The organism is bacterium (assembly GCA_037128595.1).
GTDB lineage: Bacteria > Verrucomicrobiota > Kiritimatiellia > CAIKKV01 > CAITUY01 > JAABPW01.
This window is the reverse complement of the sequence record JBAXWB010000030.1, coordinates 23,079-49,255: the sequence shown is the minus strand read 5'-3', so window position 1 is coordinate 49,255 and position 26,177 is coordinate 23,079. Positions and strand designations below refer to the sequence as shown.

Here is a 26,177-nt window from a genome sequence, read left to right as displayed (position 1 = left end):
GGGAGAAAACATGGCGCACAATCTATTCCCTCGCCCCTTGAGGGAGAGGGCTAGGGTGAGGGGTGTCCGATTACTGCTGAAGTTCAGTCATGTAAGGGACCTTGATATTAAAGGTCTTTCCCAGGCGGCCCAGTTCCGAGATGATTCCGGGCTGTTTCGTACGGGTATGTTCGCCGATCAGGTAATAGGCCCGCTGCCAGGCCCAACTGGTCCGTACCCCCGCATCCCCCGTCATCGCCTTTTCAAGATCCAGATCAAAGACCATATCGCATTGGATATCATCCGCCTGCCCCGTGGCCTGGAACACCAGCCGCCGCGTTCCCTTGATAAAACGCCCGTAAATCACCAGAGGCCGGTCGAGATACAGATTCGCGGTCAGCAACGGATAGGCCTCGCAATAGGTCTGGCCCGCAAACCGGAACCGCACATCGGACAGCACCGGCCGGCTCACCTCACGGACGCGACTCTCAAATACCGACGGGATATCCCAACGCCCGGTCTTCACAATAAATGTATCCCCGCGGTTGCGATAACTCAGCAGGTCCAGCAGATAGGCATTCACCCCCGGAAACGTACCGAGCGTGAATACCGACACCTCGCCGTGGTTGGCCTGACTGAAAGCTTCGATAATGCGGGTGTGGTCCGTGATCCCCGTGGTCGCGTCCCCATCGCTGGCCACCACCATGATCACGGGCCGGCCGGGCTTGCGGGGAAACTGGAGCAGGTCCTTGAGCGCGTCAAAGATATCGGTATTGCCGACAGACTCCATCCGCCCGATGAACTCCCGGGCCTGCTGCAGGGTATCAGGATTCACCGTGGCCCAGGTGTCGAAACATTTGACGAGGGTGTCACGGAACTCCACCACATTGAAGCGGTCGCCCGGGGCCAACAGGTCCAGCGCCTTGAGCAGTCCCTCCCGGCAAAAATGAAGCTTCTGCTCGGTGATGCTGGCCGACCCGTCCTGAACCAACAGCAGATCTTTTCCCAGAACAGGCAGCAGATCCGTGGTCCGGCGCTTGATTTCAATCCGGCAGTAATCATAAGAGGTGCCCTTGGGAGAGCGGTAGACAAACACATCCGCCTTGAGGTGCTTCTCCAGCGCCTTGAGGATATTCACGCGGGCCTGCTTCTCCTCAATGAGTTTCCGGGGTTCCTCCTCGGTGATCTTTTTGGGCGGTGGCACATCCCGCGGAGCCCCGCCGGGGCCCGATCCAGCCGGCACATTACGGCCCCAGGTGAACTTGGAAGGATCATCCACCAGATAATACGCCCCGGTGGAGACTAACCCGCTTTCCAGAGCCTCCCGGCTCGCAGGTGCGGAGATATCGAGCCCGGCCTGACTGCGGGGCACCGTCTCCATATACCGGCGCGGCTTCCGCAAGGCGGCTTCGTCCCTGACCATTTTCTGATTGATACTCAGGATTTCCTGGCGCGGCTCCCAGATGGGCCGGTCCACCGGCATGGGCTCAGCCAGGTTCCGCTGCTCGCCGATCAATACCCCGGCCCCTACTTGGCGGGGTTCGACCGCAGACTCATCCTGCGCACGGCGGATCGTGGTCGCCTCGGCCCCGACCTCCCCGGCCACTTCGCCACGGGCGGCATCCGGCTTGAATTTCGGCGGACGCCGGTCGACATCCGGCGGCTCCGGCGCCAACTTGACCTCTTCCAATTTCAGGGAAATCTGCCTTTCGAAAGCGGGCCGGTCCGCCATCTTATAGACGCTGAAGCCGGGCAGCATGAGAATGACAGCCACATGCAGGAGGAGTGAGACCAATATGGCCAGCCCATACCAGAGGAGATTGCGGCGGCGCATCTGCCGGATCATCTCCAGAGCACCCAATGGCTCTTTCTTTTTCCTGAAATTAAGTGGTCGGGGAGACGTGCTCATAACTTTATTTCTTTTTGGCCCAATCGCTATCAGGGTAACGTTCGAGCAGCTCCTTGCGGGCTTTCGCAGCGTCATCCCCACGACCCGCCGCCGAAAACTCCGAAGCCGCCTCGTAAAGACATTCCGGAACTAGAACAGGATCATCGAACAATACTGCCACACTCAGGAAATGACGCGCGGCCCCGGCATGATCACCCCGCACCTTCAAGGCCTTGCCAATTCCCGCATAAGCCTGGACACGGATCGCCAGCAGGGTGTCGGTGGCCGCCAATGTGGCCGATTCCTCAAACGCCCGCTTCGCCTTATCCGCCTCATTGGCCAACAGGCTCAATTCACCCAGTTTAAGCCACGCCTCAGCCAATGCCTGACTCTTGAAATCCACACCCGTCACCCGCTCAAACGCCTGCCGGGCCTCCTCGTTCTTCCCCTGCCCCATCAGGACTTTGCCCTTGAGACACCAGGCCGTCTGCTTCCAGTTTTCCGTTTTGGCCTGAGCCAGCAATAACTCCGTCACCTGGGCCGCCTTGGCATAGTCCTGTTTTTTCAGCTGGTACTCACCCAGCCATTCCAGCAGCTCGGCCGGGAATTTTTCGCGCATCGGGGTGGCAATCAAGTCCTGAAGCAGGGGGGCGGCCTCGTCGGGCTTTTCCCGCCGCTGCAAGACCAACGCCAACCGGAAACTGGCCCGCAGCCGCAAGTCGTCGGACGGAGGCGGCGTCACGGTCAACACCTGTCGAAAGGCGATTTCGGATTCCTCGAGTTTGCCGGACTCCTCCAATAGGACGCCACTCCAGAAACGGGCATCGGCCACATATTTCGTGGCCGGAAACTTTGAAAGCAGCTCGCGCCAGGTTTCCATCGACTGGGCATCCCGCCGCAAATAGGTCTCACTGATCGCCTTCTGATAAAGGGCGTCTTCAACAAAGCGGCTTTGTGGGTATTTTTCCAGCAACCGGGCATACGCCGCCACGGCCTGCTCCGGCTTCTTCGCCGTCCCCAGACAGGACGCCTGGGCAAAGATCGCCTGGGCCACCAATTCATGTTTCGGGAAATCCGCGGCCAAGCGGCCAAACAACTCCGCCGCCTGCAAGTAATCCCCCTTCTTCTGCAGCAGATGAGCCAGCCGGTACAAGGCATCCCCTGCCAGCGGGGAATCCGGGTATTGATCCAACAGCATCCGGTAGTACTGCACGGCACCCGCCTCATCATTGAGCGCCGCGCTGGATTCCGCCAAAAGCCAGCAGACATCCCGCTTCACGCGGTCCACCGCAATCAGCCCCTTGGCCTGGTCGAATGCCGCCTGAAAACGCCCGAGTTTGAATAAGGTCAGGGCCCGCTCATACGCCGCCGTCGCCGCCATATCGCCCGCGGGATTGCTCTTCAGCAGTTCGGCATAGGTGCTGGCCGCCTCCTCGTTTTTCATGACCTGCCGCAGGCAATTCGCCTTGAGATAGAGCCATTCCGGGGTCTTAGGGACCTCTTCACAAACGGTCAAGGCTTCCGCATAGCGCCGGGCATTGTATAGGGACCAGGCCTGCTGAAGGCGCGATTGGGCGACCCGCTCATCCTTGGGATACAGCGTCGCCAGTTTGTCATAGGCCTGAGCGGCCCCGTCATAGTCCTTGCGGGAGTAACAGAAGTCACCCAGCTGGAACAGGGCCTCGGCGCCCATCCGCGGGGAACCCGGTGCCGCCGCCGCCAGGCCATAAAGCAGGGCCGCCCGCTTCCCCTCCCCACGACGGTCAAGCCCCGCCAGGGCCAGGGCCGCATAGGGAATCAACTGGGTCCCGGCATACTGCGTCAACACCGCATCATACGCTTTGGCCGCCTCATCCAGCTTGCCCTGCTTCTCGAGCGCCACCCCCAGCGCAAACTGGCAGGCCGCGCCCATCTCGGGCATCGGGCTCCCCTTCAGCATGGTCTTGAGCAACTGAATCTGATCATCGGGCTTACCGCCCTGTTCCATAAGCTCAGCCCGGCGCAAGCCCGCCCGGTAATGGAACTCACCGGCGGGAAACTCTTCAAATACGCGCTGATACGCCTGATCCGCCTCGGGGAGCCGGCCCAGTGACCGGTAACATTCCCCCATCCGGTAGGTCACCACATCATTGGAGCCAGTGTGCGGATTCTGCGTGAGATAGGACTGATACTCTTTCAGGGCCGTTTCCCACATGCCACGGGAATAGAGGCCATCGGCAAATTGCAACTGTTCCACCTCATTGAGGGCCAACACATGCAAGGTGCTCCATACGAACACACAGCAAAGCACCGCACACAAGGACCGCCGTGACCGCATACCAACCACTCCAGACGGCTCGGCAGGGACGCCTCGCCCTACCTGAGTAACAACCAGAGTGGCTTGAGATTGGGTAGGGCGAACCGTCCCGGTGAGCCGTCTTGGCTGCGGGAAGACTTGCTCCATTGTTGGGTTTACCATCACTACTCGCCCTTCTTTTCAACCAACCCGGTGGCAAACGAGACATTCCAGATGTCAGCCTGCCGGCAGAGATCCAGAACGTGGATCACGTGTTGATAGGCGGTCTCACTGTCGGCCCGCAGCAACACCGGCTGACCGGGGAAGAGCACGACCAGTCGCTTCAACAAGGCCGAGAGTTCCGGATCATTCAATTTCCGGCCATTGACCACCGTGGTGCCATTTTTCATCACATTCAGGATGATTTCGCCCGGCAGGCGTTGTTCAATCTTGGCAGAAGAGGCCGTAGGCAACTTGACATCCAACTCGGCTTCCCACTGCGTAAAGATCTGACTCATGATGGAGTAACAGAGCAGTACCAGCAAAAAGTCGACCATCGGCGCTATCTGAAAGGCGATGGGATTAGGTTGATGCCGTCCCCGGAAGTTCATTTACCCCTCTTGCTCAACAGGATGTTCACCACCTGGCCGGAAGACACCTCAAGCTCGGCAATGATCCGGGCCGAGCGGTTCCGGAAATACGCATAAAAGGCCATCGCCGGAATACCGACAATCAAGCCCGCCGCCGTGGCAATCAACGCCTCGCCCACCCCCGCCGCCAACAGCATGGGCTTGGCTTTGGTCAAGTCCAGCGCCACGGCATTAAAGGCATGGATCATGCCGAAGACCGTACCCAGCAAACCGACCATCGGCGAGAGCACCGCCAGGTCAAACAGGTATTGGGTCTGCCCCTGGATGATGAGCGCCTGCCGCCCGCCCTCGGATTCCACAACATCCTTCATCAGCGCCGGTGAGATGTCACCGGTACGCGCATAGTCGATGGCGGCGACCGCCACCTCGGAGAAGGCGCAGGGCTTATAGCCGCAGGCTGACCGGGCATCCGCCAGTTCCCCGGCTTCCAGCTTATCCAGCACATCATCCTTCAGCATCTGCGGCACCACCTGACTGCGCCGCAAAATGAAGAAAAAGTAGATCACCAGGGCCAGCCCCACAATGGACATCACCCCGAGGGCCACCATCACCACGCCCCCGCGGCTCAGCATCTCCATCAGGGATACCTTCTGGGCCATGAGATCCCCGTTGCCCGCCGTCGTCTCGGCCAGCCCCGTGGTTGCCGTCACTGCCAGCATCAAGCTCGTCATCCATTTTATATTCATGCGCATGTCTCTATTCTCCTAACCCGGCAGTGCCGGAAATAAAAAGCATCTAACGAAGAGGCTAACGGCGAGACTTTCAGGCATCAAGTTTAATCTTGATGAAAACGCCAGGGGCACAGGGTCTTTTGTTTTGGCTTATTTCGGCTCTCCGGATGCGACGGAGCGCATCCCTCCATTGTGAAAACACCTGATATTTTCATGATTTCAATTCTTAATGGAGGGTTTCGCTCTGTCGAAACCAGTGCCAAAAGGGCCAAAACAAAAGACCCTGGCCAGGGGCAGGACTTTTCATAAACGGCGGCCTGATGACTAACGTTATGACTGCGCACGATCCGATGTCGCGGCACTGATCATGGCCAGATAGTTGTCATGGGGAACATACTCCGGCACGCTGTTACCCGTCCCCAGCGCATAACCACCGCGCGAGGAGGCTCTCTCGAGCATGGCCCGCGACCGCTGATAGACCTCTTCAGGAGTTGAGCGGACTACAAAGTCCAGATCGATTCCCCCCATGATGGCGATTCGGTCTCCATACTGATCATACGCCTGCTCCACGGGAAGAATCGTATCTTCATAGGAATGTTTCCCATCGTATTTCATGTCATCAATAATATCATCCATGACATCCTTCAGATTCCCGCAGGAGTGCAGGATGACAGGTTTCCCTGCCTTGTGGGCCGCCTCGACAATCTGCTTGTGCCAGGGGAAAACGAATTTACGCATGTTTTCCGGGGACAGCATTGTCTGGCTCTTAAAGCCCCAGTCGTCGTTGCTGATGATCGCGCCGACATGCTTGGATTCGAGGGCCTTGGTATAATATTGGACCAGGCGCGTTCCGATGAACTCGAATACATCCTCCACCAGCTTCTCGTCATCGGCGATGAGATAGCACATGTTTTCAAAGCCAAGGATAAAATTGGCATTTTCGAGCACCCCGCCGGGGCCGCAAACCAACAACTTCATGCCTTTCGGCATGTCGTTTCCCAGGGCGTCAAGAATCGCATAGTCAGCCAGATCCGGATCCGGCCAGGCATAGTCATTGAACGATTGTCGATCCGTAATCATCACCCCATCGTTGGCGGAAAGGGTCGCCTTGTGATCCTGCACTTTCAAGGGAAAGGTAAACCCGGGGATGGCCACGGTTGAATAGTCATACCCGATGGCATGAAAGGCCGCCATCCATCGGCGCATTTCGCCATAGGTAATTCCGGAGTATTGATCATCCCCTTCGGATTTACCTGAAAGGACAAACCGATCGATCCGTCCATTCAGGTAAAACTCAAACAGCGTTGGCCGATCCGGTTTCTCCCGCCTCAGGACCTTAAGGAGATTGTTGAAGTTTGGCTCCGCTTTAACCGGCCCGTTCCACCATGATTTCGGCATTTTTCGTTTCCTTTAAGTTAATTTGCATACTTATTGCATTACAAAAAATTACAACGCTTGTGAATCGGACCTTCGCAAGGGGTCATGCTTTCGCAAGCCATTCGAGTGTCACATTTTCAGCAATCACATCGTGCGGGATGAGGGCATATTTCCAGGGCTTCCCCTTATAGGTTTGAGCATGATCACTGGCCTGCTTGCACCATTTCACCGCCGCCTCCATTTTGGCCATGACGTCCGGGGCTGTCATTTCCGTGCGGCGTTTGGGTTCCAACATATAGATCACGGACTCCGTCTCGGCCACAAAATCCGGCTGGTATTCGCAATGATCTGCCCCTGACTTATAGTAGATCTGGAACTGGCCCTTGGCAGGCTTAAACCACCGCGAGGCTTCCCGTTCCAAAATGATGGATAACTTGCGTTCCTGGTCCGCCTGAAATTTCTGGACCGGGTAAAGGCAACGCGCAAACCCGCCGAAAAGGTACTTCGACATATTGCTCTTATCGATAGGCGGCTGCCGATAGTCGAGAACGGGGTCGGCCGCAGACGCCGTGTAGGCGCTCGGCTTCAACTCGGAGAACCCCTTGCTGACTTTCACCTCGTAGCCGGTCGCCTTTTCCCAATAATGCTCCTGCATCTGGGCGTGAACATAACGGGCGATTTCGCGTTGATGGCAACTGAGCACCTTACGGGTCTCCTGCTCGGTTTTCAGGTAGCCAATCAGATGTTTCACCACTTGCTCTGCCAGGGCGTAGAGCAAATCCGCGTGGGCGTCGTAGGAGACATCGTCAAAATCAACCAAGCCACTCACGACATAATCTTCCAGCCGCAGTTCATCAAGGCCGCCTTTGCCTGTGGCAATGACATCCACCTGGTCCGTGCGCAGGTGTTTGGCCCAGAGCTCCTCGGATACCGGCGGATAGTTGAGCGTATCGAGTTTGAGGGTAAACGGTTTGAAGCCCGATTGAACTTTGCCCGTCGGCACGACCAGGATGCGCGGGATATCAATGGTCTGCTGGATCACCAACTCGCTGGTTTTGGCCACAATGGCCGCAATGTCCGGCTTGGCTGTTACGCCCTCGATTTCGAGCTGAGTCGGCCGATACAGACTGGCCACCTCCCTCACGACCGCCGCTTGAACCTCTTTTTTAGATAAATAAGAAACGCCCGGCAAAACCTGAGGCTGATTTTCCAGTTTGCGTATGGCCTGATAGGCCAGTTGCGCCACCTTCTGGTCTTCCGGTGTCTTGAAAACAGGCGGCTCGGCCGCCTTCGGCACCAGCGTGCTTGTGGTCGTCTGTTCAGGTTGCAACCCCAGTTGGCTCGCCAATTGGGACTGGGAGACCACGGTCACGGTTTTCTCGCCCAACTGCTCCGGCTCCAGAATTACCTGCTGCATGCGCACTGGCGAGTCCGGCTTCTTGGCCTCATCCACAATCTCCTGGAACTTATCATGCGCAATAATGTTCAAGCGATCCACCGTATTGACCCCGGTACGCCGTCCGTAAGGCAGGCGCAAGCCACGTCCAATCGATTGTTCAATCAGGATCCGGGCATTGGCGGCCCGCAGCGGGATAATGGTGTAGAGATTGGTCACGTCCCAGCCCTCTTTGAGCATATTGACGTGAATCACGATCTCGGTCGGCTCATCGGTATGTTCCACCCTCAGCAACCGTTCCACCATCTCGTCCTCTTCCGCACCGGTTTTACTGGAATCAACCTGAATGACCTTGGTTTTGTAGCGGCCTTCAAAGAACTTTTCCGATTGAATCAAGTCGATCAGTTGCTTGGCATGGGTTGTGTCACGGGCAATGACCAGAACGAACGGCTTCACGATTTCTTTGCCACTTTCACGGGCATAGGTTTCCAGTTCGACCTTGACCTGCTCATGCAAGCGCACGCCATCCTGGAGTTTCATTAGCTCGATCGCCTCCGGCGTCATGCCGGCAGGATTGAAATTCTTGCGAGTGACCACGGCGGGTTCCTTGACAAAGCCATCCGCCATCGCCTTCCCGAGGGGATAGTCCAGAATGACGTTCTTGAAGGGGATGGCGCCTTTGGCCGTTTCCACAAACGGGGTCGCCGTCAATTCCAAGCCAATGACCGGCTTCAAGTCATTAATCGCCCGCACCCCGGCACTGGCGCGGTAGCGGTGCGATTCATCCATGATGAGCACCAGATCGGGAAGACTGGCCAGATATTCGAAATAACTCTCCCCGATATATTCCGAGAGCCGCTTGATACGCGGCGATTTCCCGCCCCGCACCTCCGAGTTGATCTTGGAGATATTGAAGATGTTGATCTTGCAGCGAAGCATCTGATCGAAGAGTGTTCCCGCCTTCGCCTCATAATTGTCACCCGTAATGATCTCCGGGGCGTCGGTAGCGAATTCGGCAATCCCCTTGAACACATATTTCGAGGTATTCGGGGTAAAGTCCGTGATGAGCTTGTTATAGATCGTCAGATTGGGCGCCATGACAAAGAAATTATTGATGCCATGTGCCAGGTGGAGATAACTGATAAAGGCCCCCATCAGCCGCGTCTTACCCACGCCCGTGGCCAGCGCAAAACAGACGGATGGGAAATCGCGCTCGAAATCGGTAACGGTCGGAAACTCGGATTTTATAACCTCCAACGCCGCGGCGACATCACCCCCCTTTTTGGGCGGGATAATCTCGGTAATGCGGTCAAGGATTTCCAGAGAGCGGCGCTGGGGTTGGCGAAGGCTTAGGCGGCCGGCAATGGCATTCACTTGGGGTCTCATGATTCAGCCCCTCCTTTCAGGCAATTCTTCCCGTCAGCGGCAGTTGTTTCCAAAATGGAAATAACTGAATTTTCGACCAATTCACCAGAATCAAAGATTACAGTCACCTTGCCGTCAGCATCCTGATAGAGAACCACTTGCGACTGATCAAGGCTCGATGCCGAGGCGGGAGTTTCACGCGCTATATGAACTTTTACAGCCATTATAATTCCACCGCTTCAGGATGCTGGCTCGTGTGATTACATGATTCTCTACGCACCGTTCGAACTATTCGGAATTTCCGAATAGTTGCCGAAGAATCAAGTTCACCATCATCATAAATCCCTTTTAGATGCTCATTTACAGTCGGAACAGTAACCTGAAATAACTCCCAAATAAGCTCAGTATGTTCCAAAATGGAACCAACTGAATCCTTATCCAAAACCGACTTAGTTGCTGCCCGTTTGGATCCCGCCCCAACGATTGAGCCATTTCCTGATAACCCCGGGGTGACTTGGGGTTTCATGATTCAGTCCCTTTTTTCAGGCAATCTTTCTGAACCTTTTCCATTTTGGAAACAGTTGGAGATCGTAACATCTTGACCTCACGTTTGATTTCCGCCCGAAGTTCCGCTTCAGACGGCACATAGAGTTTATATTTACTGGCGAAAATCTTCTGTTGGTCATCACCCAGGGTGTAACGGACTACGGCGTCATTCTTGTCGGCGCACAGGATCAGCCCCAGTGTCGGATTATCCCCCACTGTACATTTTTCACGGTCGTAATAGTTCACATAGAGCTGGAGTTGACCAAGGTCCTGATGGGTCAATTTGCCGGTCTTGAGGTCAATGATGACGTAGCACTTCAGAATGGTGTGGTAAAAGACCAGATCGATGTAGAAGTGGTCGCCGTCCAAGGTCAGCCGCTCCTGCCGTGCCACAAAGGCAAAGCCCTTGCCAAGTTCGAGCAGAAAAGACTGAAGATTGTTGATCAGTGCCGTTTCCAGATCGGATTCAACTAATTTTGGGGATTCCGGAAGTCCGGTAAACTCGATCACCACCGGATCCTTGAAAATGTCACCCGGCTTTTGGATCTCCTGGCCTTTTGTGGCCAAACGCATCAACCCCTTCTTATCACGACTCAAAGCCAACCGTTCGTAGAGCAAACTACATATCTGCCGCTCAAGTTCACGTGCTGACCAATTGTTCTCAATCGACTCGATCTCGTAGAACGCCCTTGCCTCCGGCTTATCAACACGAAGTAATGTCCGATAATGAGTCCAGGACAGGGTGGAATGCAGTCTTCCGGGATTCCAAGATTCTTTACGAGGTGCGTAAATAATCGTACTGAGTTGCCGCGCTGAATTCGAACGCAGTGCGTTCGAATTCTCAGTACCGCCAGAAATCGAACGCACTGCGTTCGAATTTGGGCCACCCAACAAATCCCCATATATCAGATAAAACGAACGGGCATATTCAAGTTGTCGAACAGACCAACCTCTTTCACGATTCCGAGTCAAACGGGATGACAAGTCTTGGAGTAAGGCATCTCCATAGTCTGCGCGGACTTTCCCCTTCTGCTCTTCCTCCACAATTTCCCGCCCAATCAACCAGTTCGCCAGAACCTGGGTCGAATTGACAGATCTGGCAGCAGTTGCCTTGGCAGACTCTAGAATCTGCCGTACACGCTCATAAAGAGAGGCTCCCTTTTTCATCATTTTACTCATAACTCTAACTCCTGCTGCCCTGGCTTCTTAGGCGCCTTAGGCAGGTTCTCGACCTTGAGGCTATAATCATCATGCCCCCATTCGCAGCGGGATAGGACCTGTTTGGGGATCTTTTTAACCGTCAGGTTGGAATAATGCTCCGTCCCGCCCTTGGGGATACGGAAGGCGGCGCAAAGGACAAGCAAGGACCGCTCCGGTCCCACTTCGTCACTTAATTGAGACAACTGATCCGAAGTCAGATGCTGAGTGGTGACATAGATGAAATCCCGCTCCGTGGAGTGCCCATGCTGCCAATAGACCGTGTCACTGGGCGCATAGGTGAACCCTTCCAGTTTACAGGCGGCCTCGGCCAGCATGGCGGCATTGAACTCCTTGCTAATGACCCACTGCCCCCACTTGTCCTTTTCCAGCAACGACGGCGCCAGCCGGTAATAGCGGAATCCACCGCCACCTTTCCACCCTACCGCCTCCGTGATGCCGCCGGGATCCTCACCATCAATCACCTTCTTGAGCCGGGGAATGATGTGGGTGTGACAATGCTCACCTAATTCAACCATGATCCAGCGCCGTCCCATCTTGTGGGCTACCGCACCGGTCGTACCGGAGCCAGCGAACGAATCGAGGATCATGTCGCAAGGATTCGAAGCCAATCCAACGATCCTTTGCATAAGTTTCTCTGGTTTGGGTGTGCTGAACACATCACCTCCGAAAAGCGTTACGATTTCTTTTTTGGCGTCCTGAGTGTGGCCTACTTCTTCATATCCCCAGTATGTTTGCGGCACAACCCCTTGCTTGACTTCTGTCAGGTAGATTTTTGGAGCAGGAACATTGTTACCTTCTTTCCCCCACCAAATTCGTCCCTGCTTATTCATATCCCAAAATTTCTCTTCTGATACTCTCCAATAAGATCCAGACGGTGGGCCCAGAATAACTCTACCACTTGGGCATTTAATGGTGTACGTGCCTTTACTATAAAAGTTCCTCGCCGCCAGATTGTTGGGACGCCAAAGGCCTCGCGGGTCGTTATCGGGGTTTTTGTAGGCCTTATCTTGCTTTTCCGACCTTGGCATAGGGTTCGGCTTCCATATTTCCCCGTTTTTGGCATAAACAAGGACATAATCCTGATCGACCGAAAAATGTCTTGCGCTCGACTTCGGCGCATAGTTTTTTCTCCAAATCACTGTAGCCACAAAATTCTGACGACCAAACACTTCGTCACACAACACTTTGCAATAATGAGCCTCATTATCGTCAAGTGTGATCCAAATTGAACCATCGTTACTGAGCAAAGAACGCAACAATTCTAGCCGATCACGCATCAATGTAAGCCAGAGCGAATGCTCGATTCCATCATCATAATGAGTGAATGCACTGCCAGTGTTGTAGGGTGGATCGATAAAAATACACTTAATCTTGCCCGCAAACTCGTGTTCAAGCGCTTTAAGGGCGAGAAGATTGTCCCCAAAGATAAGGCGGTTATCAAAAAGATCGTTATCCGTAACCCTATGCGCCGCATGATGCGACTTCGCCGGATCTTCAAGCAAGATGCGCGGCTCCAGTTGGGGCCGGGTTTCCTTCCCGATCCAGGTAAGTTCGAGTTTTGGTTTTCGCGTAATCATAGATACATAACTATTTGAGAGTTCTGCTTTTTTATATAGCTTCTTCTGCAGTCCTCGTCTGACGTCGTAGATTTTCAACTGCTACCTTAATAGCATTAGCATCAGAAGACCTGACCGACCATTCACGCCAGAAATTTTTAGTCAAACTCAAAGGCCTGGCAATAGGCATATCGAGTTTTATTCGGGATGGAAGTAGCACGGAGTCACCGAGAACAATCGCCTCACCAATATCTAGTAGTGGCAATACGTCTGCAATCCCAGCCATACTATCTGGCATTACAGATTTAACTGCGGCCTGATCCTGTTCATTAGTCAGTCTCAACGCGATGAAGTTGTTGCACTGACTAAGAATTGTTTTGCTGACATCGGATGGTCGTTGACTTACAACAAGTAGTGCAAATCCATATTTTCGACCTTCTTTTGCGATTCGCTCAAAGGTATCCAGCGCACGTTTTGTAGCCGCGTCTGCATCCGCTCTTACAGGCAAGTACAAATGAGCCTCGTCGCAGACAAGACATACTGGCGTACGAGAATTCGACTGCATCCAAAACTGGACATCATAGAGTAGGCGAGCAAAAACGCTAACAACGGTAGGAAGTATGTCCGCAGGAACTTCGGAGAAATCAATGACTTTGATGCCTGATGTATCAGCCTGTTTAGTGGATAAGAATTTTACTACCAACTGCTGAAGCCATTCATAATTCCCAGCTTCAACAGGGGGTCTAAAAAGAAACCCGTATCGGCGGTCTGCTATCTTAGAGTCCAGCCTACTGATGAACCTAGTGAGTTTGCCGTGCCAAGTCCCCTGCTTGTCACGTCCAGAACTCCCAACGGTCATTGCTTGATCATCCTCTCGAAGTGCATCAATAAGTGCCTTCAAATCATAAGGAATAGGCGAGTCCACGGTGAATGACGACATTACCTCTTTTAGTTTATTCAACTCAAGGAATGACCGTTTCTTGTCCAAAACATGATTGGTAAAGCGCATCGCTTGATTAGGAGCGTTGTCATCACTTCGATCTAGAAGCATTGACAACATTTCCTCCCTATTTAGAATCCAGTATGGTAGGAAAAGACTTTCCGGCTTTGGTTTGACTAGGTCTCCCGGCCCGGCAATTCTAAAGTAATCTGCATAGCCATTATTTTGCCCCTTTGCTAGAGATGCATACTCGCCGTGCATATCGAGCAAAATTATGTTAGGATGATTGAGCGTATTCGCTCTTTCGAGAATTGAAGCGACAGCGTAACTTTTACCGCTACCAGTGCTGCCAAGAATTGCTGCGTGACGTTGAAAGAATCTATCTCCGTCAGCTATTGCTACCGCAGTTGTATCAAGCGCGAAACACCCTAGCCGAAGGGCTTTATCCGCAGCAACATCCTGCGCGAGAACCCCCATAAAAGCTGTCAGATTCGTTCCCTGAATTAAATGGCAAGGTTGGTCAATCTGCGGACAGGAATCAGCTCCACGCTTAAAAGAAGGACCGGATGCACCTTCCTTGGAGCGATAAGTTCCCACAAGCACGGCTCGAATTGTGTCCTGCAATTCTTCTTTACTAGGTGCGGTATCATCATCTGCAGCTTCACTAGCTTCCATAATGTCAGCAGGGAGCCGAGTAATACGCTCTACAATAGAAATTAAATACTGATGACCAGTCGCCCCTTGGATAGCAATGAGGTTGCCAACCATTACTTTTTTGAGCAAATCATGGTCGTCAACATGGATAAACACACGCATAGTATCGACTGACATGACCCGTCCGATGGGCGCAATTAATTCGAACGACATTATTGCTGTAGCCATATTATAAAATTCCTTTGTTGAAATTATCCAAATCCCAGAGACATTCATCCACGATCAGCTCCGCCCCGCTTGAGGTGACAATACGAGTGCGGAAATCGGTATTTGACACAGCGCACAAAGCTGTAACGTCAGTATCTTTGCTATTCGAAATTACTTTCAGGGCATTGGGTGAAAGGTCCCTTGTCACAATAATGCTAGGTTTTGTTAGCCGAAAACCAGGGCAAAGGTACTGCTCTAAGTGGTCATCATTAAACCCGTATCCGACAAACATCAACCGGGTAGCGTTTGTTGCGGCACGGTTTCCCGCGGCGCGCTGGTCATCAAATGCCCACCGGAAACTTTCCCGGTACTTACTCGCGCCTGGAGTTATGATGATGGGTGTTCTTCCCATATTAATTGGGCATCTGACAATTTTTCCATTCACTTCGAACCAATCCAAACTCCCATGGGGCTTATGTATGCATAAGCTGGGCAGAGGGCGAAAACAAGAATGTTTCGCAGCAACATAAGATTCCCTGTGCGCATCCGAGGAGCGTTTCGGATCTGTTCGACCATATAAGTAACCGAAGAAACGACAATCTACGCCAACTCCTGCCACCTCCGTTGCCAACTCAATCAAGCGATCGTAATTCGATGTTATGAGGTGAAACTTATTCCCAGCCTTGAAAAGGTGTTTTACAAAAACAGTAAACGGAAGAACTGTGCTGCCCCTTAGCACACTTTCGAAGACTTTTTGCTCATAAGTTGAGATCATTACAGCTGTTGCTGCAACTATGGCTTCTACAGTTGTTGGCTGTAACATGACTTTACCCATTGCAGTTTCAAGAGGATCACCGGCATCAAGAGCCGTTACCACCTGTTCCCAGGCAGAGTCGGGGGCGTGAGCGATTGTTTTGGGGATCTCGACTTTTAGGTGTTCTGCTAAAGGCCTCATCCCTGGGATCCCCGCAGCGATTGACAAGCCAGTCCCCACAACGAGTAGCAAACCTTCTTGGAGATGATCCTGAATTTGTTTTTTAAAATCTGATATATCTAAAGCCATAGATTATCCAGTCTAATGGTTACGCATTGCTTGGCATTGTTGTTGCCACTTCCAGCGCCTTCATCTCCAGCCCCTCAATCTCCTGCAAGGTCTTGCCTGCAATTCCCTGCATATCGCCATACATCCCGACAGTGGCTTGCATGACCCGCTCGATCTGCTCGTCACGTTTTGCCCACTGCTTAGTAATGACCTTCTTTTCCTTATCAAGGTCTTCCTTCATATTCGAGAAGGACTCCACGATGGCTTGAACACGCAGACGGAAGCGCGGGCCGGTCAGATACGAATAAATCATTTCCATTTTTGTCTGCTGGCCTTCTGAAGCCTGTCGCGCCATAGACAATTCCACCAGGGATTGGCGCAGCATGATCGCAACCGGTATGGCGACCTTGGGTTGGATAACCCACACCCCATCGACTAAATCAAAGGATTCGACTTCTTTGGGCAGAACTTGGGTGACCAGTACGGCAATCTCGGCCTTGGCCGCACGCTGGTCTTCGCGCAATTTGACCAACCACCCATCGCTCCAGTTTTTTGTCCGCTTCGATTCCCACAGGATTGTGCCGCAGGTCTGGCCCAGCGGACCCAGCACGCGCTGGATCACGTCACCGCCATGTTCCCCTTTGGCCACCGGTTCAATCGTGTCACGCGGAAACTTTACCCGGAGCAGTGCTTCAAGTTCCAGTTCCTGGACCTCGCCCTGTAATTGTTGAGACCCCTGTTCCGCGCGACGCTTCAGGTCTTCAATCTGTTTCTGCATCGAAGAAATGGTCTGTTCCTTTTCCATAACCTTGAATTTGAGCGATTCCTCGGCCTCTTTCCTCGCCTGATCGCGGGTTGTGGATAGGCTCCCCTGCACGCGCTTCTCGATGGTCAGTTCCATCTCCCGCTTGGCATCATCCAGTTCGCGCTGTTTCCGGATCAATTCCGCCTGCGCGTTCTGTGCCTCGGCCAACTTCAGGTCGCGGCTTTTCAGAACGTCCTGGAGTTCAACAAGTTCACGCGCCTTTTGATCAAGATCATTTGCCAAGGCCGCCCGGGCCTTCTTGGATTCCTCGGCACTGATACGCGCCCGCTCCAGTTTGAGCTTATCAGCCACCTGATCATCAAGCGTCTCCCGGTCCTTCGCCATGGCCGCCTCGCGTTCGCGCAGGGTGGTCTCACGTTTGACCATGTCGGCATCCTTCTGCGTCAGCCTCTTCTCGTAGTCGAGGCGGATGGATTCGACCAGTGGTGCCGCCAGGGATTCGGTAAGCTTGATCTCGGTTTTACACTTCGGGCAGATAATGGTGGGTTCCGCGTTGGTCATATCATTTCCTCTTGATGCCCGTCATTGCTGGAAAATAAAAAAACGCGCCCTTGATGTGCATCATCCTTGCGAACGAGAGGCACGGCGCGTGTGTTGGTCGAAAAAATAAAGCATTTGGTGGCCATCCGCAAGAGTAATATAGTGAAAATATGGCACATGGATGAAATTCCAAGATAAAAGCCATCAGGATCGAATAACGAACGTTTCATGCGGCTCCCAGTGAGACAGTCAAAACAACCACCAGACAAACAGCTGAAATGTAGCCCCTTCACCGTAGGCTGGCGAGCGGAATTGTGATAACGTTCAAAAACAATATAAAGCGGGTAATCAGTGGGCAGTAAGCCGGGAGCAGTGCGCAGCTGGTTGACTAGGAGAGGCTACAACTGGTCTTCGATCTCCTCAGCTAACTCATCCGTGAAATCACGCTGCCCATTGGGATCAAAAAATGATCGATCGAATCCGTCTTCTAACTTAATGGCCTTAAACCGCACATCGCCCGCATCCTTGAAGGTTTTACCATAGCGATAAAATGAAGCACTGTCATCCGTAATAGCGAAATCGGCCTCTACGACTTCTGCTTGCGCAATGATCTTAATATCATCCTTGAGTGCATCGCGCATCACTCCTTCTGGGCGAAGTCTTTTCCAGTCAAGTTTTGCCGCCCTTTGCGCATGATCCCAGTTGAACGGCAACACTACACAACAGCGGAGCAAATCCGGCGGAATCTCCTGTTTGATGCAAAACTCGGAGACCACTATAGTTGAAAGGAAAATCGGGATATCATTCTCTAAAAAATACCGCCAGTAAAGTCGTGCAGATTCATAATGATCCCGACTCTTATCGGCGAGTGTGATGAGGAAACTCGTATCAAGAAGAACACCGGCGGCCATAAGTTATCCTCCCCTTACTTCCCGCACCCATTTTGCCGCATCAGGTACGTCAGCCCATACTTTAGTGCCCTCCGCCGCGAAACGATTAAGGGCTTCCTCGTTATACGTCGGCTGATAATCCATGAACGAAATCAGTCGAATGTTGCGCATTTCACCAGTCTGAAAATGCTGTTCTGCACTGACATGCAACAGGGCCTTGTGATAGAGCCGGTTTTCCAACTGTTCACGAAGATATCCCTGGGACGTCCCCACCAGAATGGGCTTACCACCATGTACGAGCCGCAGATGGATATTTGCCTTTTGCATCCCCCCCATATCCACGACCTCACCAAATAAATATTTCTCAACGGCAACCCAGGGCACGATTTCGCCTACCCGATAGTCTGTCTCCCAACTCACTCGGATCGCGGGAATGGAGCCCCCTTCGGGGCGCACTTCAAAACTCAGATCCGGGTTGTTTTTCGCCCTGGCCTGCCATTTCTGAATCACTTCTGCCCTCTTCGGATCGATTTCTCCTAGCACATCCTGTCTTGCCATCAGCTTCAAATCCGGTTCAAGACTAGATAAGATAAGCACCGGCACCAATGTCCGTAAAATGTACGATCCCGTATCGATTTGCACATGGACTTCATCAAGCTTAAGCCGCTGACCACCACCAATGAAGGATTCGACCTGGCGATTGAATTCATTGAATTGCGACAGACCAATAGAAACGGGGGTAATCTCTCTTCCCTCTGTTTTCCCATGAATCACAAATTCGATTGTTGTTTCTATGCTCATTGTCCACCTATGAATGTACTATACGACAACCTTGATGGGGTCGGCAATCCGGAAGACGGACGGACTGAAAGACCCGCGGGCGCACACGTGCATGGGCCTTTTCGGCAACAAAACCCCTCACCCTAGCCCTCTCCCCCAAGGGGCGAGGGAATAGATTTTGCGCAAGATTTTCTCCCTCTCCCCTCGAGGGAGAGGGTTGGGGTGAGGGGGCGGCGACCAAGGTTAATAGGAGAATTTTGCGAATAAACCAAAATCCGTTGATGCAATGAACAACCTCTACTATGTTGGTTGTTCATGAGTTCATCCGTTTCAATATTGGTCGTTGCCAAAGCGGCGGGGGTGTCAAAAACCACGGTCTCGCGGGTGATGAATGGGCGGCTGGACCGGTTCAGGATTGGCCTTGCCACGCAGGCACGGGTCCGCGCTGTCGCCCGCCAGTTGGGCTACCAACCGGATCCGGTGGCCAGGGACATTGCGCTCGGGAAAGGCCGGCCGCCTCGCAGTGTCACGCCGCAACGCGGCATTTCAGATGGAAAATCTCAGATGACAGAAATGAGGGCGCCGAAGCAGATTGGCGTCGTCCTCTCCACCGATAGCACGGCCGCGACCCTTGGACTGATCCCCGGCATTGAGTCGGTCCTGGAAACGGCGGATTACCGGCTGGCGGTGATCATCGTTCCAGTAGATCCCACGGCCGCCCGTGAGCGAACGGCCCGGCTTCTCAATGCCGACACCGCCGGAATTCTCTGCTGCCCCACCCTCTATCCCGCCGTGTCGGCAGCGATGGCGGAAAAGCTCCCGGTCATCGTCCTATGGCAGGGCGCGGGAGTGGCGATGTTGAAGGCAGTGGGTCCGCCGCAGGCGGCAGTGCCCAAGCTTCCATCAATGGAGGGCGCCGCTCCGTCGGCGCCGGTCACAATGGAAGCGACTCCAAATAATCCGTCCACTGACACGGCGGTGACAGAGCCCCGCCCTCCATTAATGCCCGAAGCCGAAGTGGCGGCTCCTTTGGTCGCGCCGCCTGAGCCGGTGTCTGTGCCTGAAGTGGAGATCATCTCGCCACCTCCCCAAGCGCCTGAGCCAAGCCCGGTGTCGGATCCAGGACCTCCCATTGAGATCCCTGTGGACACGGCGGTGACAGAGCCCCGCCCTCCATTAATGCCCGAAGCCGAAGTGGCGGCTCCTTTGGTCGCGCCGCCTGAGCCGGTGTCTGTGCCTGAAGTGGAGATCATCTCGCCACCTCCCCAAGCGCCTGAGCCAAGCCCGGTGTCGGATCCAGGACCTCCCATTGAGATCCCTGTGGACACGGCGGTGACAGAGCCCCGCCCTCCATTAATGCCGGAATCCGAGGGGGCGACTCCTGTGGTCGCGCCACCTGAGCCGGTGTCTGTGCCGGAGGCGGAGATCACGCCACCGCCTCAAGCGCCTGAGCCAGGGCCGGTGTCGGATCCAGGGCCGCCCATTGAGATCCCGGTGGACACGGCGGTGACAGAGCACCGCCCTCCATTAATGCCGGAAGCCGAGGGGGCGACTCCAGTGGTCGCGCCGCCAGAGCCGGTGTCTGTGCCGGAAGCGGAGATCATCACACCACCGCCTCAAGCGCCGGAACCAGACCCGGTGTCGGATCCGGGGCCTCCCATTGAGATCCCGGTGGACACGGCGGCTTCCGCCAGCTGATCTCCCCTCGAAAGGCCCGCGCCTACGTACGCGTGGGCCTTTTGGGATGACGCTTTTCCCGCGCCAAGCCGCCGGTTGGCGCGATGGAATCCGGGAAACAGCCGGAAGGGAAGGCCCGCGGGCGCACACGTATGTGGGCCTTTCCGGCAACAAAACAAAATCCGTTGACTCAATGAACAACCATAAATATATTGGTTGTTCATGAGCTCTTCCGTTTCAATATTGGTCGTTGCCAAAGCGGCGGGGGTGTCAAAAACCACGGTCTCGAGGGAAAGGCTGGCCGCCACGCGGTGATACGCCGCAAAGCGGCATCTCAAATGGAAAATCCCGTGCGCATATCTTTAATTCTGGATTCTTGAATCCGAACACAACTCGATCGTCACCGGGCCATCGTTCACGATCTCAAGGCTCATATCAGCACGGAACACCCCGGTGGCCACCTTGGCGTGACCTAGAATGCGGCGGAGCTGGCTGACATACTGTTCATAAAGGCGTTCGGCCTCCACTGGAGCGGCGGCTTGGATAAAACTGGGACGATTCCCCTTGCGGGTATCGGCATAGAGCGTGAATTGTGAAACCACCAGGGCGGCACCGTCCACATCACTCAGGGCCAGATTCATCTTGTCCTGAGCATCCGGAAAGATGCGCAGGCTGGCGGTTTTTTCTGCCAGGAAAATGGCATCCGCCTCCCCGTCCTGAAGCCGGACCCCGAGCAGAATGGCATACCCCTTCCCGATGGCCCCGGTTTCTGTCCCCGCCACCGTCACCCGAGCCCGGCTTACCCTTTGGATCAATGCTTTCATCCCTCGCGGATATCAGCCGCCACATCTTTGCGCAAGGCCGCCTTTACCTTGTCATGGAAGGCGTTAGCCACCTCATCCGTCAGGGTTTTGTCCATGGAACGATAGGTCATCGAATAGGCCATACTCTTGCGCCCCTTGCCGAGAGTCTCCCCTCGATAGACATCAAAAAGCTGAATATCAACCAGCTCCGGCGGGGCGGCCGTCCAGATGGAGTTCAGGATGGCTTCATGCGAAACGCCATCCTCCACCACCATGGCCACATCCCGATCCACACCGGGGAAGGAGCCGATGCCATGTGACACCGGAACCCGCAAGACGTCCTTCAGCAAGGGCGCAATCTCAAGTTCAAGCACCGCCACGGGATCCGCCATGCGCCATTCATTGCGCAGGCGCTCGCTGACCAGCCCCATCACCCCCACACAGGCACCCGCCAGCCACACGGTAACGGCACGGCCTTCTTCAAAGCAGGGACTCGACAAGGGCTTCAGCGCAATATCCAGCCGGCATAAGCCGCCACGGGCCACTGCGGCCACATGCTGGGCCCGGCCGAGCGATTCCAGGACCCCCTTGATCCACTGGAACATGTCTTCGTCCTTCACCGGCTGTGACTTCGCCATTCCGGTCCGGCCCACCGGCCCCATCAGGCCGATACACACACGATCGCTCTCCGCATTCCGGCCTTCGGCATCCTTGAAGAAGACCCGTCCCATCTCGAACAACGCCGCTTCACGGGCCTGGCGCGCCCGGTTTTTTCCAAGCGTCTCGATCATCTGGGGGATGAACGAATCGCGCAGGATCGTATGATCCGCACTGATCGGGTTCGGCAATACGACCCGCTTTGATGCCTCACCATACCCCACCAGGTCCAGCAGCTTCTCCGAAAGAAAGCTGTAGTTCATGGTCTCGGCCAGTCCCAGCCCGACCAGATTCTCGCGCAGGGCCAGCCCCGCACGGGTTGCCCTGTCGTCCACTCCGGGCACAATTTTGGCCACAGGCGAAGGCGAAGGAATTTTATCCAGCCCGTAAATCCGGGCGACTTCCTCAATCAGGTCGGCCTCCTGCGCCACATCGACCCGGAACGCCGGCACATCGACCACACAGCGGGCGGCCTCCTTGGACACAATCCCGAAGCCGAGTGCCGTGAAGATGGACATGACTTTCTCATCGGTAATCTCAATGCCCAGCAGATCCCTGACACGTTCAAACCGGAGGGTGACCTGTCCGTGCGCCGGCTTGGCGGGGAAGACATCAATCACGCCCCTGGCCGCCACGCCGCCAGCCAGCTCGCACATCAGCTGGGCCGCCCGTTGACTCACCCACTCCAGGTTTTCGACATCCACCCCGCGTTCAAAGCGGTAGGAGGATTCGGAGGAGAGCCCCATCTTCTTGGAGGTCTTGCGGACATCGGACGGTTTGAAATAGGCGCTTTCCAGGAGCACCGTCTTCGTGACGTCGCGGATCTCGCTCCCCGCTCCACCCATAACCCCGGCCACGGCCACCGGCCGCTTCGCATCGGCAATCAGCAGCATCTCCGGCGTGAGCTCGCGCGCCGCCCCATCCAGGGTGCTCATCGTTTCTGCGGCCCGGGCGCGACGCACCACAATCTTCCGGCCTTCCAGCAATTCGTAGTCAAACGCATGGAGCGGCTGACCGCTTTCCAGCATGACATAGTTGGTGATGTCGACGACATTGTTAATGGGGCGTATCCCCGCCGCCGTCAACCGTTTCTGCATCCATTGCGGACTGGGGGCAATCGTAATCCCCTGCACCACCCGAGCGGTGTAACGGGGACAGCCGACCGCATCCTCAAGGGTCACTGCGGCCAGGCTTTCCACCGGCGTCGCCGACTCCTTCACCACCGGCACCGGAATCTTCAACGGCTTGCCCAGCAACGTGGCCACCTCGCGCGCCATCCCGATCAGGCTCAGGCAATCGGGACGGTTGGGAGTCACTTCGAGTTCCAGAACCGTCTCAGGCGGGCCGGCAATCTCGGAAAACGGCGTCCCCGTCTTGACGTCAGCCGGCAGGATCATCAGTCCGCTGTGGTCTTCCGACAGGCCCAACTCGTCAGCGGCGCAAAGCATCCCGAACGATTCGATCCCGCGGACCTTGGCTTTTTTGATCTTCAGTCCGCCGGGCAGGGTGACGCCAATGGTCGCCAGCGGCACCTTGATCCCGGCCGCCACATTCGGCGCTCCACAGACCACCGTCAAAATGCTCGTGCCGTCGTTCACCTGACAGACGGTCAACCGATCGGCATTCGGATGCCGCTCCACGCTCAATACCTCGCCGACCACCAGGCCCGTAAAATCACCGCCAATGGTCTTGATCCCCTCGACTTCAGTCCCGGAAAACGTCAGCAGCGACGCCAGTTCTTTGGGGGTTAAATCAAAATCCACATACTCTTTTAACCAGCTCAATGGAAGTTTCATGGTCGTATTCCTTAAGAAAATTGAGATAAGAAGCGGACATCGTTGTCATACAGGAGCCGGATGTCTTCAATGCCGAACTTGATCATGGCGATGCGCTCCACGCCCATGCCGAACGCATAGCCGGTGACGGCCTCGGGGTCATAGCCCACGATATTGAACACTTTCGGGTTCACCATGCCGGCCCCCGAGATTTCTATCCACCCGCTGTTTTTACAGACCCGGCAGCCCTGCCCGCCACACACATGACAGGAGAAATCATATTCCACACTGGGCTCAGTAAAAGGAAAGAAATGCGGACGGAACCGCACCTTGACATTGGGTCCCATCATCTGGTGGGCGAAAAAGGTAATATCCCCCTTCAGGTCCGCCATGGAGACTTTTTTATCCACATAGAGTCCTTCGATCTGATGGAAGTTCGCGCTGTGCGTGGCGTCTGTGGTATCGCGCCGGTAGCAACGGCCGGGCGCAATAATGCGGATCGGCGGCTTACAGCTTTCCATCACGCGAATCTGAACCGGCGACGTCTGTGTCCGCAGCAGGGTCTTCTTATCCAGCCAGAATGTATCCTGCGTATCACGCGACGGATGATCGGCGGGGGTATTCAGGGCGTCGAAGTTATGGTACTCCGTCTCCATGTCTGGCCCGTCGGCGACCGTAAACCCGAGTATACTGAAGATCCGGATGGCCTCTTCAATCACCTGCGTAACGGGGTGGCGCGATCCCAGGGTTTTCCAGGCGCCAGGCAGGGTGACATCAAACTGTTTCTGGCCAGCGGCCTTCGAGGCCGCACCGAGGGTGGCCTTCACCTCATCCAATGCCTGCCCGAGTTCCTGCTTCAGTTCATTGGCGCGACGCCCCACTTCCGGGCGCTCTTCGGGCGGAACGGACTTGAGTCCCTCCATGATCCCGGGCAGCAACCCCTTACGACCCAGGTATTTAACCCGGACGGCATCGACATCAGTCAAAGAGGCAGCCGCTCTGGCTTCCACCAGTCCCTGCTCCTTCAGCGCAACAATATCCTGTGCATTCATAGTAGCCCCGTTTCGAAAAAACGCCCATCCAACGCCATAAAAGTCCCACAAACTACCGAAACCATTATTAGGTGTCGAGAGTAGAAGACGCCCCCCATTTCAGCTTTCCTTCACTGGAGGGTTTTGCTCCGTCAAAACCACTCTCCACGAGGTCGACAGGCCGCTGATGATCTGATATAGCTACGCCTTTCAATGAATCCATTCAGACAACTTCACGAACATCTTCAGCAAAAGAAAGCCTACTCAGGCGCTCTCAATGCGTTGCGTTTTCTCGGACCGGGAATGCTGGTCACCGTAGGCTTCATTGATCCGGGAAACTGGGCCACCAATGTGGCGGCGGGCGCCCAGTTCGGATATCTGCTCCTCTGGGTCATCACGGTCAGCACCCTCATGCTGATCCTGCTTCAGCACAATGCCGCCCATCTCGGAATCGTCACCGGCTCCTGTCTGGCCGAGTCCGCCACCCAGCATCTTCCCCCCTGGCTTTCCCGTCCCGTACTGGGTTCGGCAGTCATCGCGGCCGTGGCCACTGCCTTTGCCGAAATTCTCGGCGGAGCGATTGCGCTTCAGATGTTATTCCATCTGCCCTTCAAAATAGGGGCCTCCCTCACTACCGTTGTTTCGCTCGGGCTCCTCATCTGGAATTCCTATCGCCGGCTTGAAAAACTCATTGTCGGGTTTGTCTCCCTGATTGGCCTGGCCTTTATCGCCGAGATGTTCCTGATTGATACGCACTGGGTGGCAGCGGCCAAGGGGTGGGTCAGCCCGGCCCTCCCGCCCGGCTCGATTTTAATTGTCATGGGCGTGCTCGGGGCGGTGGTGATGCCGCACAACCTGTTCCTGCATTCCGAAGTGATCCAGAGCCGGCAATGGAATATTCAAGGGGAAAGCGCCATTGCCAGTCATCTTAAGTACGAATGGCTCGACACCCTGTTCTCCATGATTGTCGGCTGGCTGATCAACAGTGCCATGATTCTCCTGGCGGCGGCCACGTTCTTTAAAGCCCGGATCCCGGTCACCTCGCTGGAACAGGCCCAGGACATGCTGCGCCCGATCCTGGGTGGGAACGGCCCCCTGGCCGCCACCCTCTTCGCCGTTGCACTCCTCTGTGCCGGTCTGACCGCCAGCGTGACCGCCGGCATGGCCGGTGGCTCCATCTATGCGGGCATTTTCAACAAGCATTATGATATCCACACCCGGACCTCCCGGATCGGCGTCGCTATCACCCTGGGCGTCGCATTTCTGGCCATCCTGTTTGTCACCAACAGCTTCCAGGCCCTGATCCTCTCCCAGGTGCTGCTGAGCATCCAGCTCCCCTTCACCATCGTGCTGCAAATCTATCTCACCTCATCCCGCAAGGTCATGGGCACCCACGCCAACACGCCGCGCGGCAAAATCCTGCTCTGGGCCATCGCCGGCGTGGTCATTGTGCTCAACCTGATTCTGCTCTGGAACACCTTCAGGAATTGA

At 55.0% G+C, this 26,177-nt stretch carries 20 protein-coding genes and 1 pseudogene; 2 read left to right on the top strand and 19 right to left on the bottom strand.

What is annotated here, in order from left to right; all coding sequences use genetic code 11:
- Nucleotides 1-70: 70 nt before the first annotated feature.
- The 16 genes and pseudogenes from WCS52_16130 to WCS52_16055 all read right to left on the bottom strand — a co-directional run bounded on the left by WCS52_16130 (nucleotide 71) and on the right by WCS52_16055 (nucleotide 18,764).
- A complete protein-coding gene (locus WCS52_16130; protein ID MEI6168710.1) occupies nucleotides 71-1,888 on the bottom strand; it encodes a VWA domain-containing protein in 1,818 nt (605 codons plus the stop codon).
- A gap of 4 nt (nucleotides 1,889-1,892) precedes the next feature.
- Entirely contained in the window at nucleotides 1,893-4,184 is a 2,292-nt protein-coding gene (locus WCS52_16125) for a tetratricopeptide repeat protein (protein ID MEI6168709.1), read from the bottom strand.
- Between the two features lie 143 nt (nucleotides 4,185-4,327).
- Complete coding sequence (locus tag WCS52_16120) at nucleotides 4,328-4,753, bottom strand: biopolymer transporter ExbD (protein MEI6168708.1); 426 nt, start codon at nucleotides 4,751-4,753, stop codon at nucleotides 4,328-4,330.
- Nucleotides 4,750-5,478, bottom strand: a complete 729-nt coding sequence (locus WCS52_16115; protein ID MEI6168707.1) for a MotA/TolQ/ExbB proton channel family protein — start codon at nucleotides 5,476-5,478, stop codon at nucleotides 4,750-4,752. Before WCS52_16115 ends, WCS52_16120 begins: the two co-directional genes overlap by 4 nt.
- Nucleotides 5,479-5,793: 315 nt before the next feature.
- Nucleotides 5,794-6,861, bottom strand: a complete 1,068-nt coding sequence (locus WCS52_16110) for a uroporphyrinogen decarboxylase family protein (protein ID MEI6168706.1) — start codon at nucleotides 6,859-6,861, stop codon at nucleotides 5,794-5,796.
- A gap of 82 nt (nucleotides 6,862-6,943) precedes the next feature.
- Nucleotides 6,944-9,622: a DEAD/DEAH box helicase family protein gene (locus WCS52_16105; GenBank protein ID MEI6168705.1), complete on the bottom strand. Its 2,679-nt coding sequence runs from the start codon at nucleotides 9,620-9,622 to the stop codon at nucleotides 6,944-6,946.
- A gap of 23 nt (nucleotides 9,623-9,645) precedes the next feature.
- Nucleotides 9,646-9,825, bottom strand: a pseudogene (locus WCS52_16100) (hypothetical protein).
- Nucleotides 9,825-10,127, bottom strand: coding sequence for a hypothetical protein (locus WCS52_16095; GenBank protein ID MEI6168704.1), 303 nt, complete (start codon nucleotides 10,125-10,127; stop codon nucleotides 9,825-9,827). Before WCS52_16095 ends, WCS52_16100 begins: the two are co-directional and overlap by 1 nt.
- Nucleotides 10,124-11,326: a PDDEXK nuclease domain-containing protein gene (locus WCS52_16090; protein MEI6168703.1), complete on the bottom strand. Its 1,203-nt coding sequence runs from the start codon at nucleotides 11,324-11,326 to the stop codon at nucleotides 10,124-10,126. The genes WCS52_16095 and WCS52_16090 overlap by 4 nt, the downstream gene beginning before the upstream one ends.
- Complete coding sequence (locus tag WCS52_16085) at nucleotides 11,323-12,945, bottom strand: site-specific DNA-methyltransferase (protein MEI6168702.1); 1,623 nt, start codon at nucleotides 12,943-12,945, stop codon at nucleotides 11,323-11,325. The genes WCS52_16090 and WCS52_16085 overlap by 4 nt, the downstream gene beginning before the upstream one ends.
- A 31-nt stretch (nucleotides 12,946-12,976) precedes the next feature.
- Entirely contained in the window at nucleotides 12,977-14,746 is a 1,770-nt protein-coding gene (locus tag WCS52_16080; protein MEI6168701.1) for an ATP-binding protein, read from the bottom strand.
- A 1-nt stretch (nucleotide 14,747) separates the two neighbouring features.
- Nucleotides 14,748-15,788, bottom strand: coding sequence for an SIR2 family protein (locus tag WCS52_16075; GenBank protein MEI6168700.1), 1,041 nt, complete (start codon nucleotides 15,786-15,788; stop codon nucleotides 14,748-14,750).
- A 19-nt stretch (nucleotides 15,789-15,807) separates the two neighbouring features.
- Entirely contained in the window at nucleotides 15,808-17,094 is a 1,287-nt protein-coding gene (locus WCS52_16070) for a DUF2130 domain-containing protein (GenBank protein MEI6168699.1), read from the bottom strand.
- A complete protein-coding gene (locus WCS52_16065; GenBank protein MEI6168698.1) occupies nucleotides 17,091-17,303 on the bottom strand; it encodes a hypothetical protein in 213 nt (70 codons plus the stop codon). Before WCS52_16065 ends, WCS52_16070 begins: the two co-directional genes overlap by 4 nt.
- Before the next feature lie 168 nt (nucleotides 17,304-17,471).
- Nucleotides 17,472-17,984: a hypothetical protein gene (locus tag WCS52_16060; GenBank protein ID MEI6168697.1), complete on the bottom strand. Its 513-nt coding sequence runs from the start codon at nucleotides 17,982-17,984 to the stop codon at nucleotides 17,472-17,474.
- Between the two features lie 3 nt (nucleotides 17,985-17,987).
- Nucleotides 17,988-18,764 (bottom strand): hypothetical protein, encoded by a 777-nt coding sequence (locus WCS52_16055; GenBank protein ID MEI6168696.1) that lies wholly within the window; start codon nucleotides 18,762-18,764, stop codon nucleotides 17,988-17,990.
- A gap of 294 nt (nucleotides 18,765-19,058) precedes the next feature.
- Here WCS52_16055 and WCS52_16050 point away from each other — a divergent pair, with 294 nt between their 5' ends.
- Nucleotides 19,059-20,441, top strand: coding sequence for a LacI family DNA-binding transcriptional regulator (locus WCS52_16050; protein MEI6168695.1), 1,383 nt, complete (start codon nucleotides 19,059-19,061; stop codon nucleotides 20,439-20,441).
- A gap of 341 nt (nucleotides 20,442-20,782) precedes the next feature.
- Here WCS52_16050 and dtd read toward each other — a convergent pair whose 3' ends face one another.
- From dtd to pheS, 3 genes are read right to left on the bottom strand one after another with little or no spacing between them, the layout of a single operon-like run.
- Entirely contained in the window at nucleotides 20,783-21,244 is a 462-nt protein-coding gene (gene dtd / locus WCS52_16045; protein MEI6168694.1) for a D-aminoacyl-tRNA deacylase, read from the bottom strand.
- Entirely contained in the window at nucleotides 21,241-23,676 is a 2,436-nt protein-coding gene (gene pheT, locus WCS52_16040; protein MEI6168693.1) for a phenylalanine--tRNA ligase subunit beta, read from the bottom strand. Before pheT ends, dtd begins: the two co-directional genes overlap by 4 nt.
- 11 nt (nucleotides 23,677-23,687) lie before the next feature.
- The gene (gene pheS / locus WCS52_16035; protein ID MEI6168692.1) at nucleotides 23,688-24,707 is read right to left on the bottom strand and encodes a phenylalanine--tRNA ligase subunit alpha; all 1,020 of its coding nucleotides are present in this window, start codon (nucleotides 24,705-24,707) and stop codon (nucleotides 23,688-23,690) included.
- A gap of 192 nt (nucleotides 24,708-24,899) precedes the next feature.
- Here pheS and WCS52_16030 point away from each other — a divergent pair, with 192 nt between their 5' ends.
- Entirely contained in the window at nucleotides 24,900-26,177 is a 1,278-nt protein-coding gene (locus WCS52_16030; GenBank protein MEI6168691.1) for an Nramp family divalent metal transporter, read from the top strand.

What these genes read in the sequence shown, in the direction of transcription:
- WCS52_16110 (MEI6168706.1), bottom strand. Translation starts at nt 6,861, where the DNA reads ATGCCGAAATCATGGTGGAACGGGCCGGTTAAAGCGGAGCCAAACTTC.
- WCS52_16090 (MEI6168703.1), bottom strand. Translation starts at nt 11,326, where the DNA reads ATGAGTAAAATGATGAAAAAGGGAGCCTCTCTTTATGAGCGTGTACGG.
- WCS52_16130 (MEI6168710.1), bottom strand. Translation starts at nt 1,888, where the DNA reads ATGAGCACGTCTCCCCGACCACTTAATTTCAGGAAAAAGAAAGAGCCA.
- WCS52_16105 (MEI6168705.1), bottom strand. Translation starts at nt 9,622, where the DNA reads ATGAGACCCCAAGTGAATGCCATTGCCGGCCGCCTAAGCCTTCGCCAA.
- pheT (MEI6168693.1), bottom strand. Translation starts at nt 23,676, where the DNA reads ATGAAACTTCCATTGAGCTGGTTAAAAGAGTATGTGGATTTTGATTTA.
- WCS52_16120 (MEI6168708.1), bottom strand. Translation starts at nt 4,753, where the DNA reads ATGAACTTCCGGGGACGGCATCAACCTAATCCCATCGCCTTTCAGATA.
- WCS52_16075 (MEI6168700.1), bottom strand. Translation starts at nt 15,788, where the DNA reads ATGGCTTTAGATATATCAGATTTTAAAAAACAAATTCAGGATCATCTC.
- WCS52_16030 (MEI6168691.1), top strand. Translation starts at nt 24,900, where the DNA reads ATGAATCCATTCAGACAACTTCACGAACATCTTCAGCAAAAGAAAGCC.
- dtd (MEI6168694.1), bottom strand. Translation starts at nt 21,244, where the DNA reads ATGAAAGCATTGATCCAAAGGGTAAGCCGGGCTCGGGTGACGGTGGCG.
- WCS52_16080 (MEI6168701.1), bottom strand. Translation starts at nt 14,746, where the DNA reads ATGGCTACAGCAATAATGTCGTTCGAATTAATTGCGCCCATCGGACGG.
- pheS (MEI6168692.1), bottom strand. Translation starts at nt 24,707, where the DNA reads ATGAATGCACAGGATATTGTTGCGCTGAAGGAGCAGGGACTGGTGGAA.
- WCS52_16085 (MEI6168702.1), bottom strand. Translation starts at nt 12,945, where the DNA reads ATGATTACGCGAAAACCAAAACTCGAACTTACCTGGATCGGGAAGGAA.
- WCS52_16095 (MEI6168704.1), bottom strand. Translation starts at nt 10,127, where the DNA reads ATGAAACCCCAAGTCACCCCGGGGTTATCAGGAAATGGCTCAATCGTT.
- WCS52_16115 (MEI6168707.1), bottom strand. Translation starts at nt 5,478, where the DNA reads ATGAATATAAAATGGATGACGAGCTTGATGCTGGCAGTGACGGCAACC.
- WCS52_16125 (MEI6168709.1), bottom strand. Translation starts at nt 4,184, where the DNA reads ATGCGGTCACGGCGGTCCTTGTGTGCGGTGCTTTGCTGTGTGTTCGTA.
- WCS52_16070 (MEI6168699.1), bottom strand. Translation starts at nt 17,094, where the DNA reads ATGACCAACGCGGAACCCACCATTATCTGCCCGAAGTGTAAAACCGAG.
- WCS52_16065 (MEI6168698.1), bottom strand. Translation starts at nt 17,303, where the DNA reads ATGAAACGTTCGTTATTCGATCCTGATGGCTTTTATCTTGGAATTTCA.
- WCS52_16055 (MEI6168696.1), bottom strand. Translation starts at nt 18,764, where the DNA reads ATGAGCATAGAAACAACAATCGAATTTGTGATTCATGGGAAAACAGAG.
- WCS52_16050 (MEI6168695.1), top strand. Translation starts at nt 19,059, where the DNA reads ATGAGTTCATCCGTTTCAATATTGGTCGTTGCCAAAGCGGCGGGGGTG.
- WCS52_16060 (MEI6168697.1), bottom strand. Translation starts at nt 17,984, where the DNA reads ATGGCCGCCGGTGTTCTTCTTGATACGAGTTTCCTCATCACACTCGCC.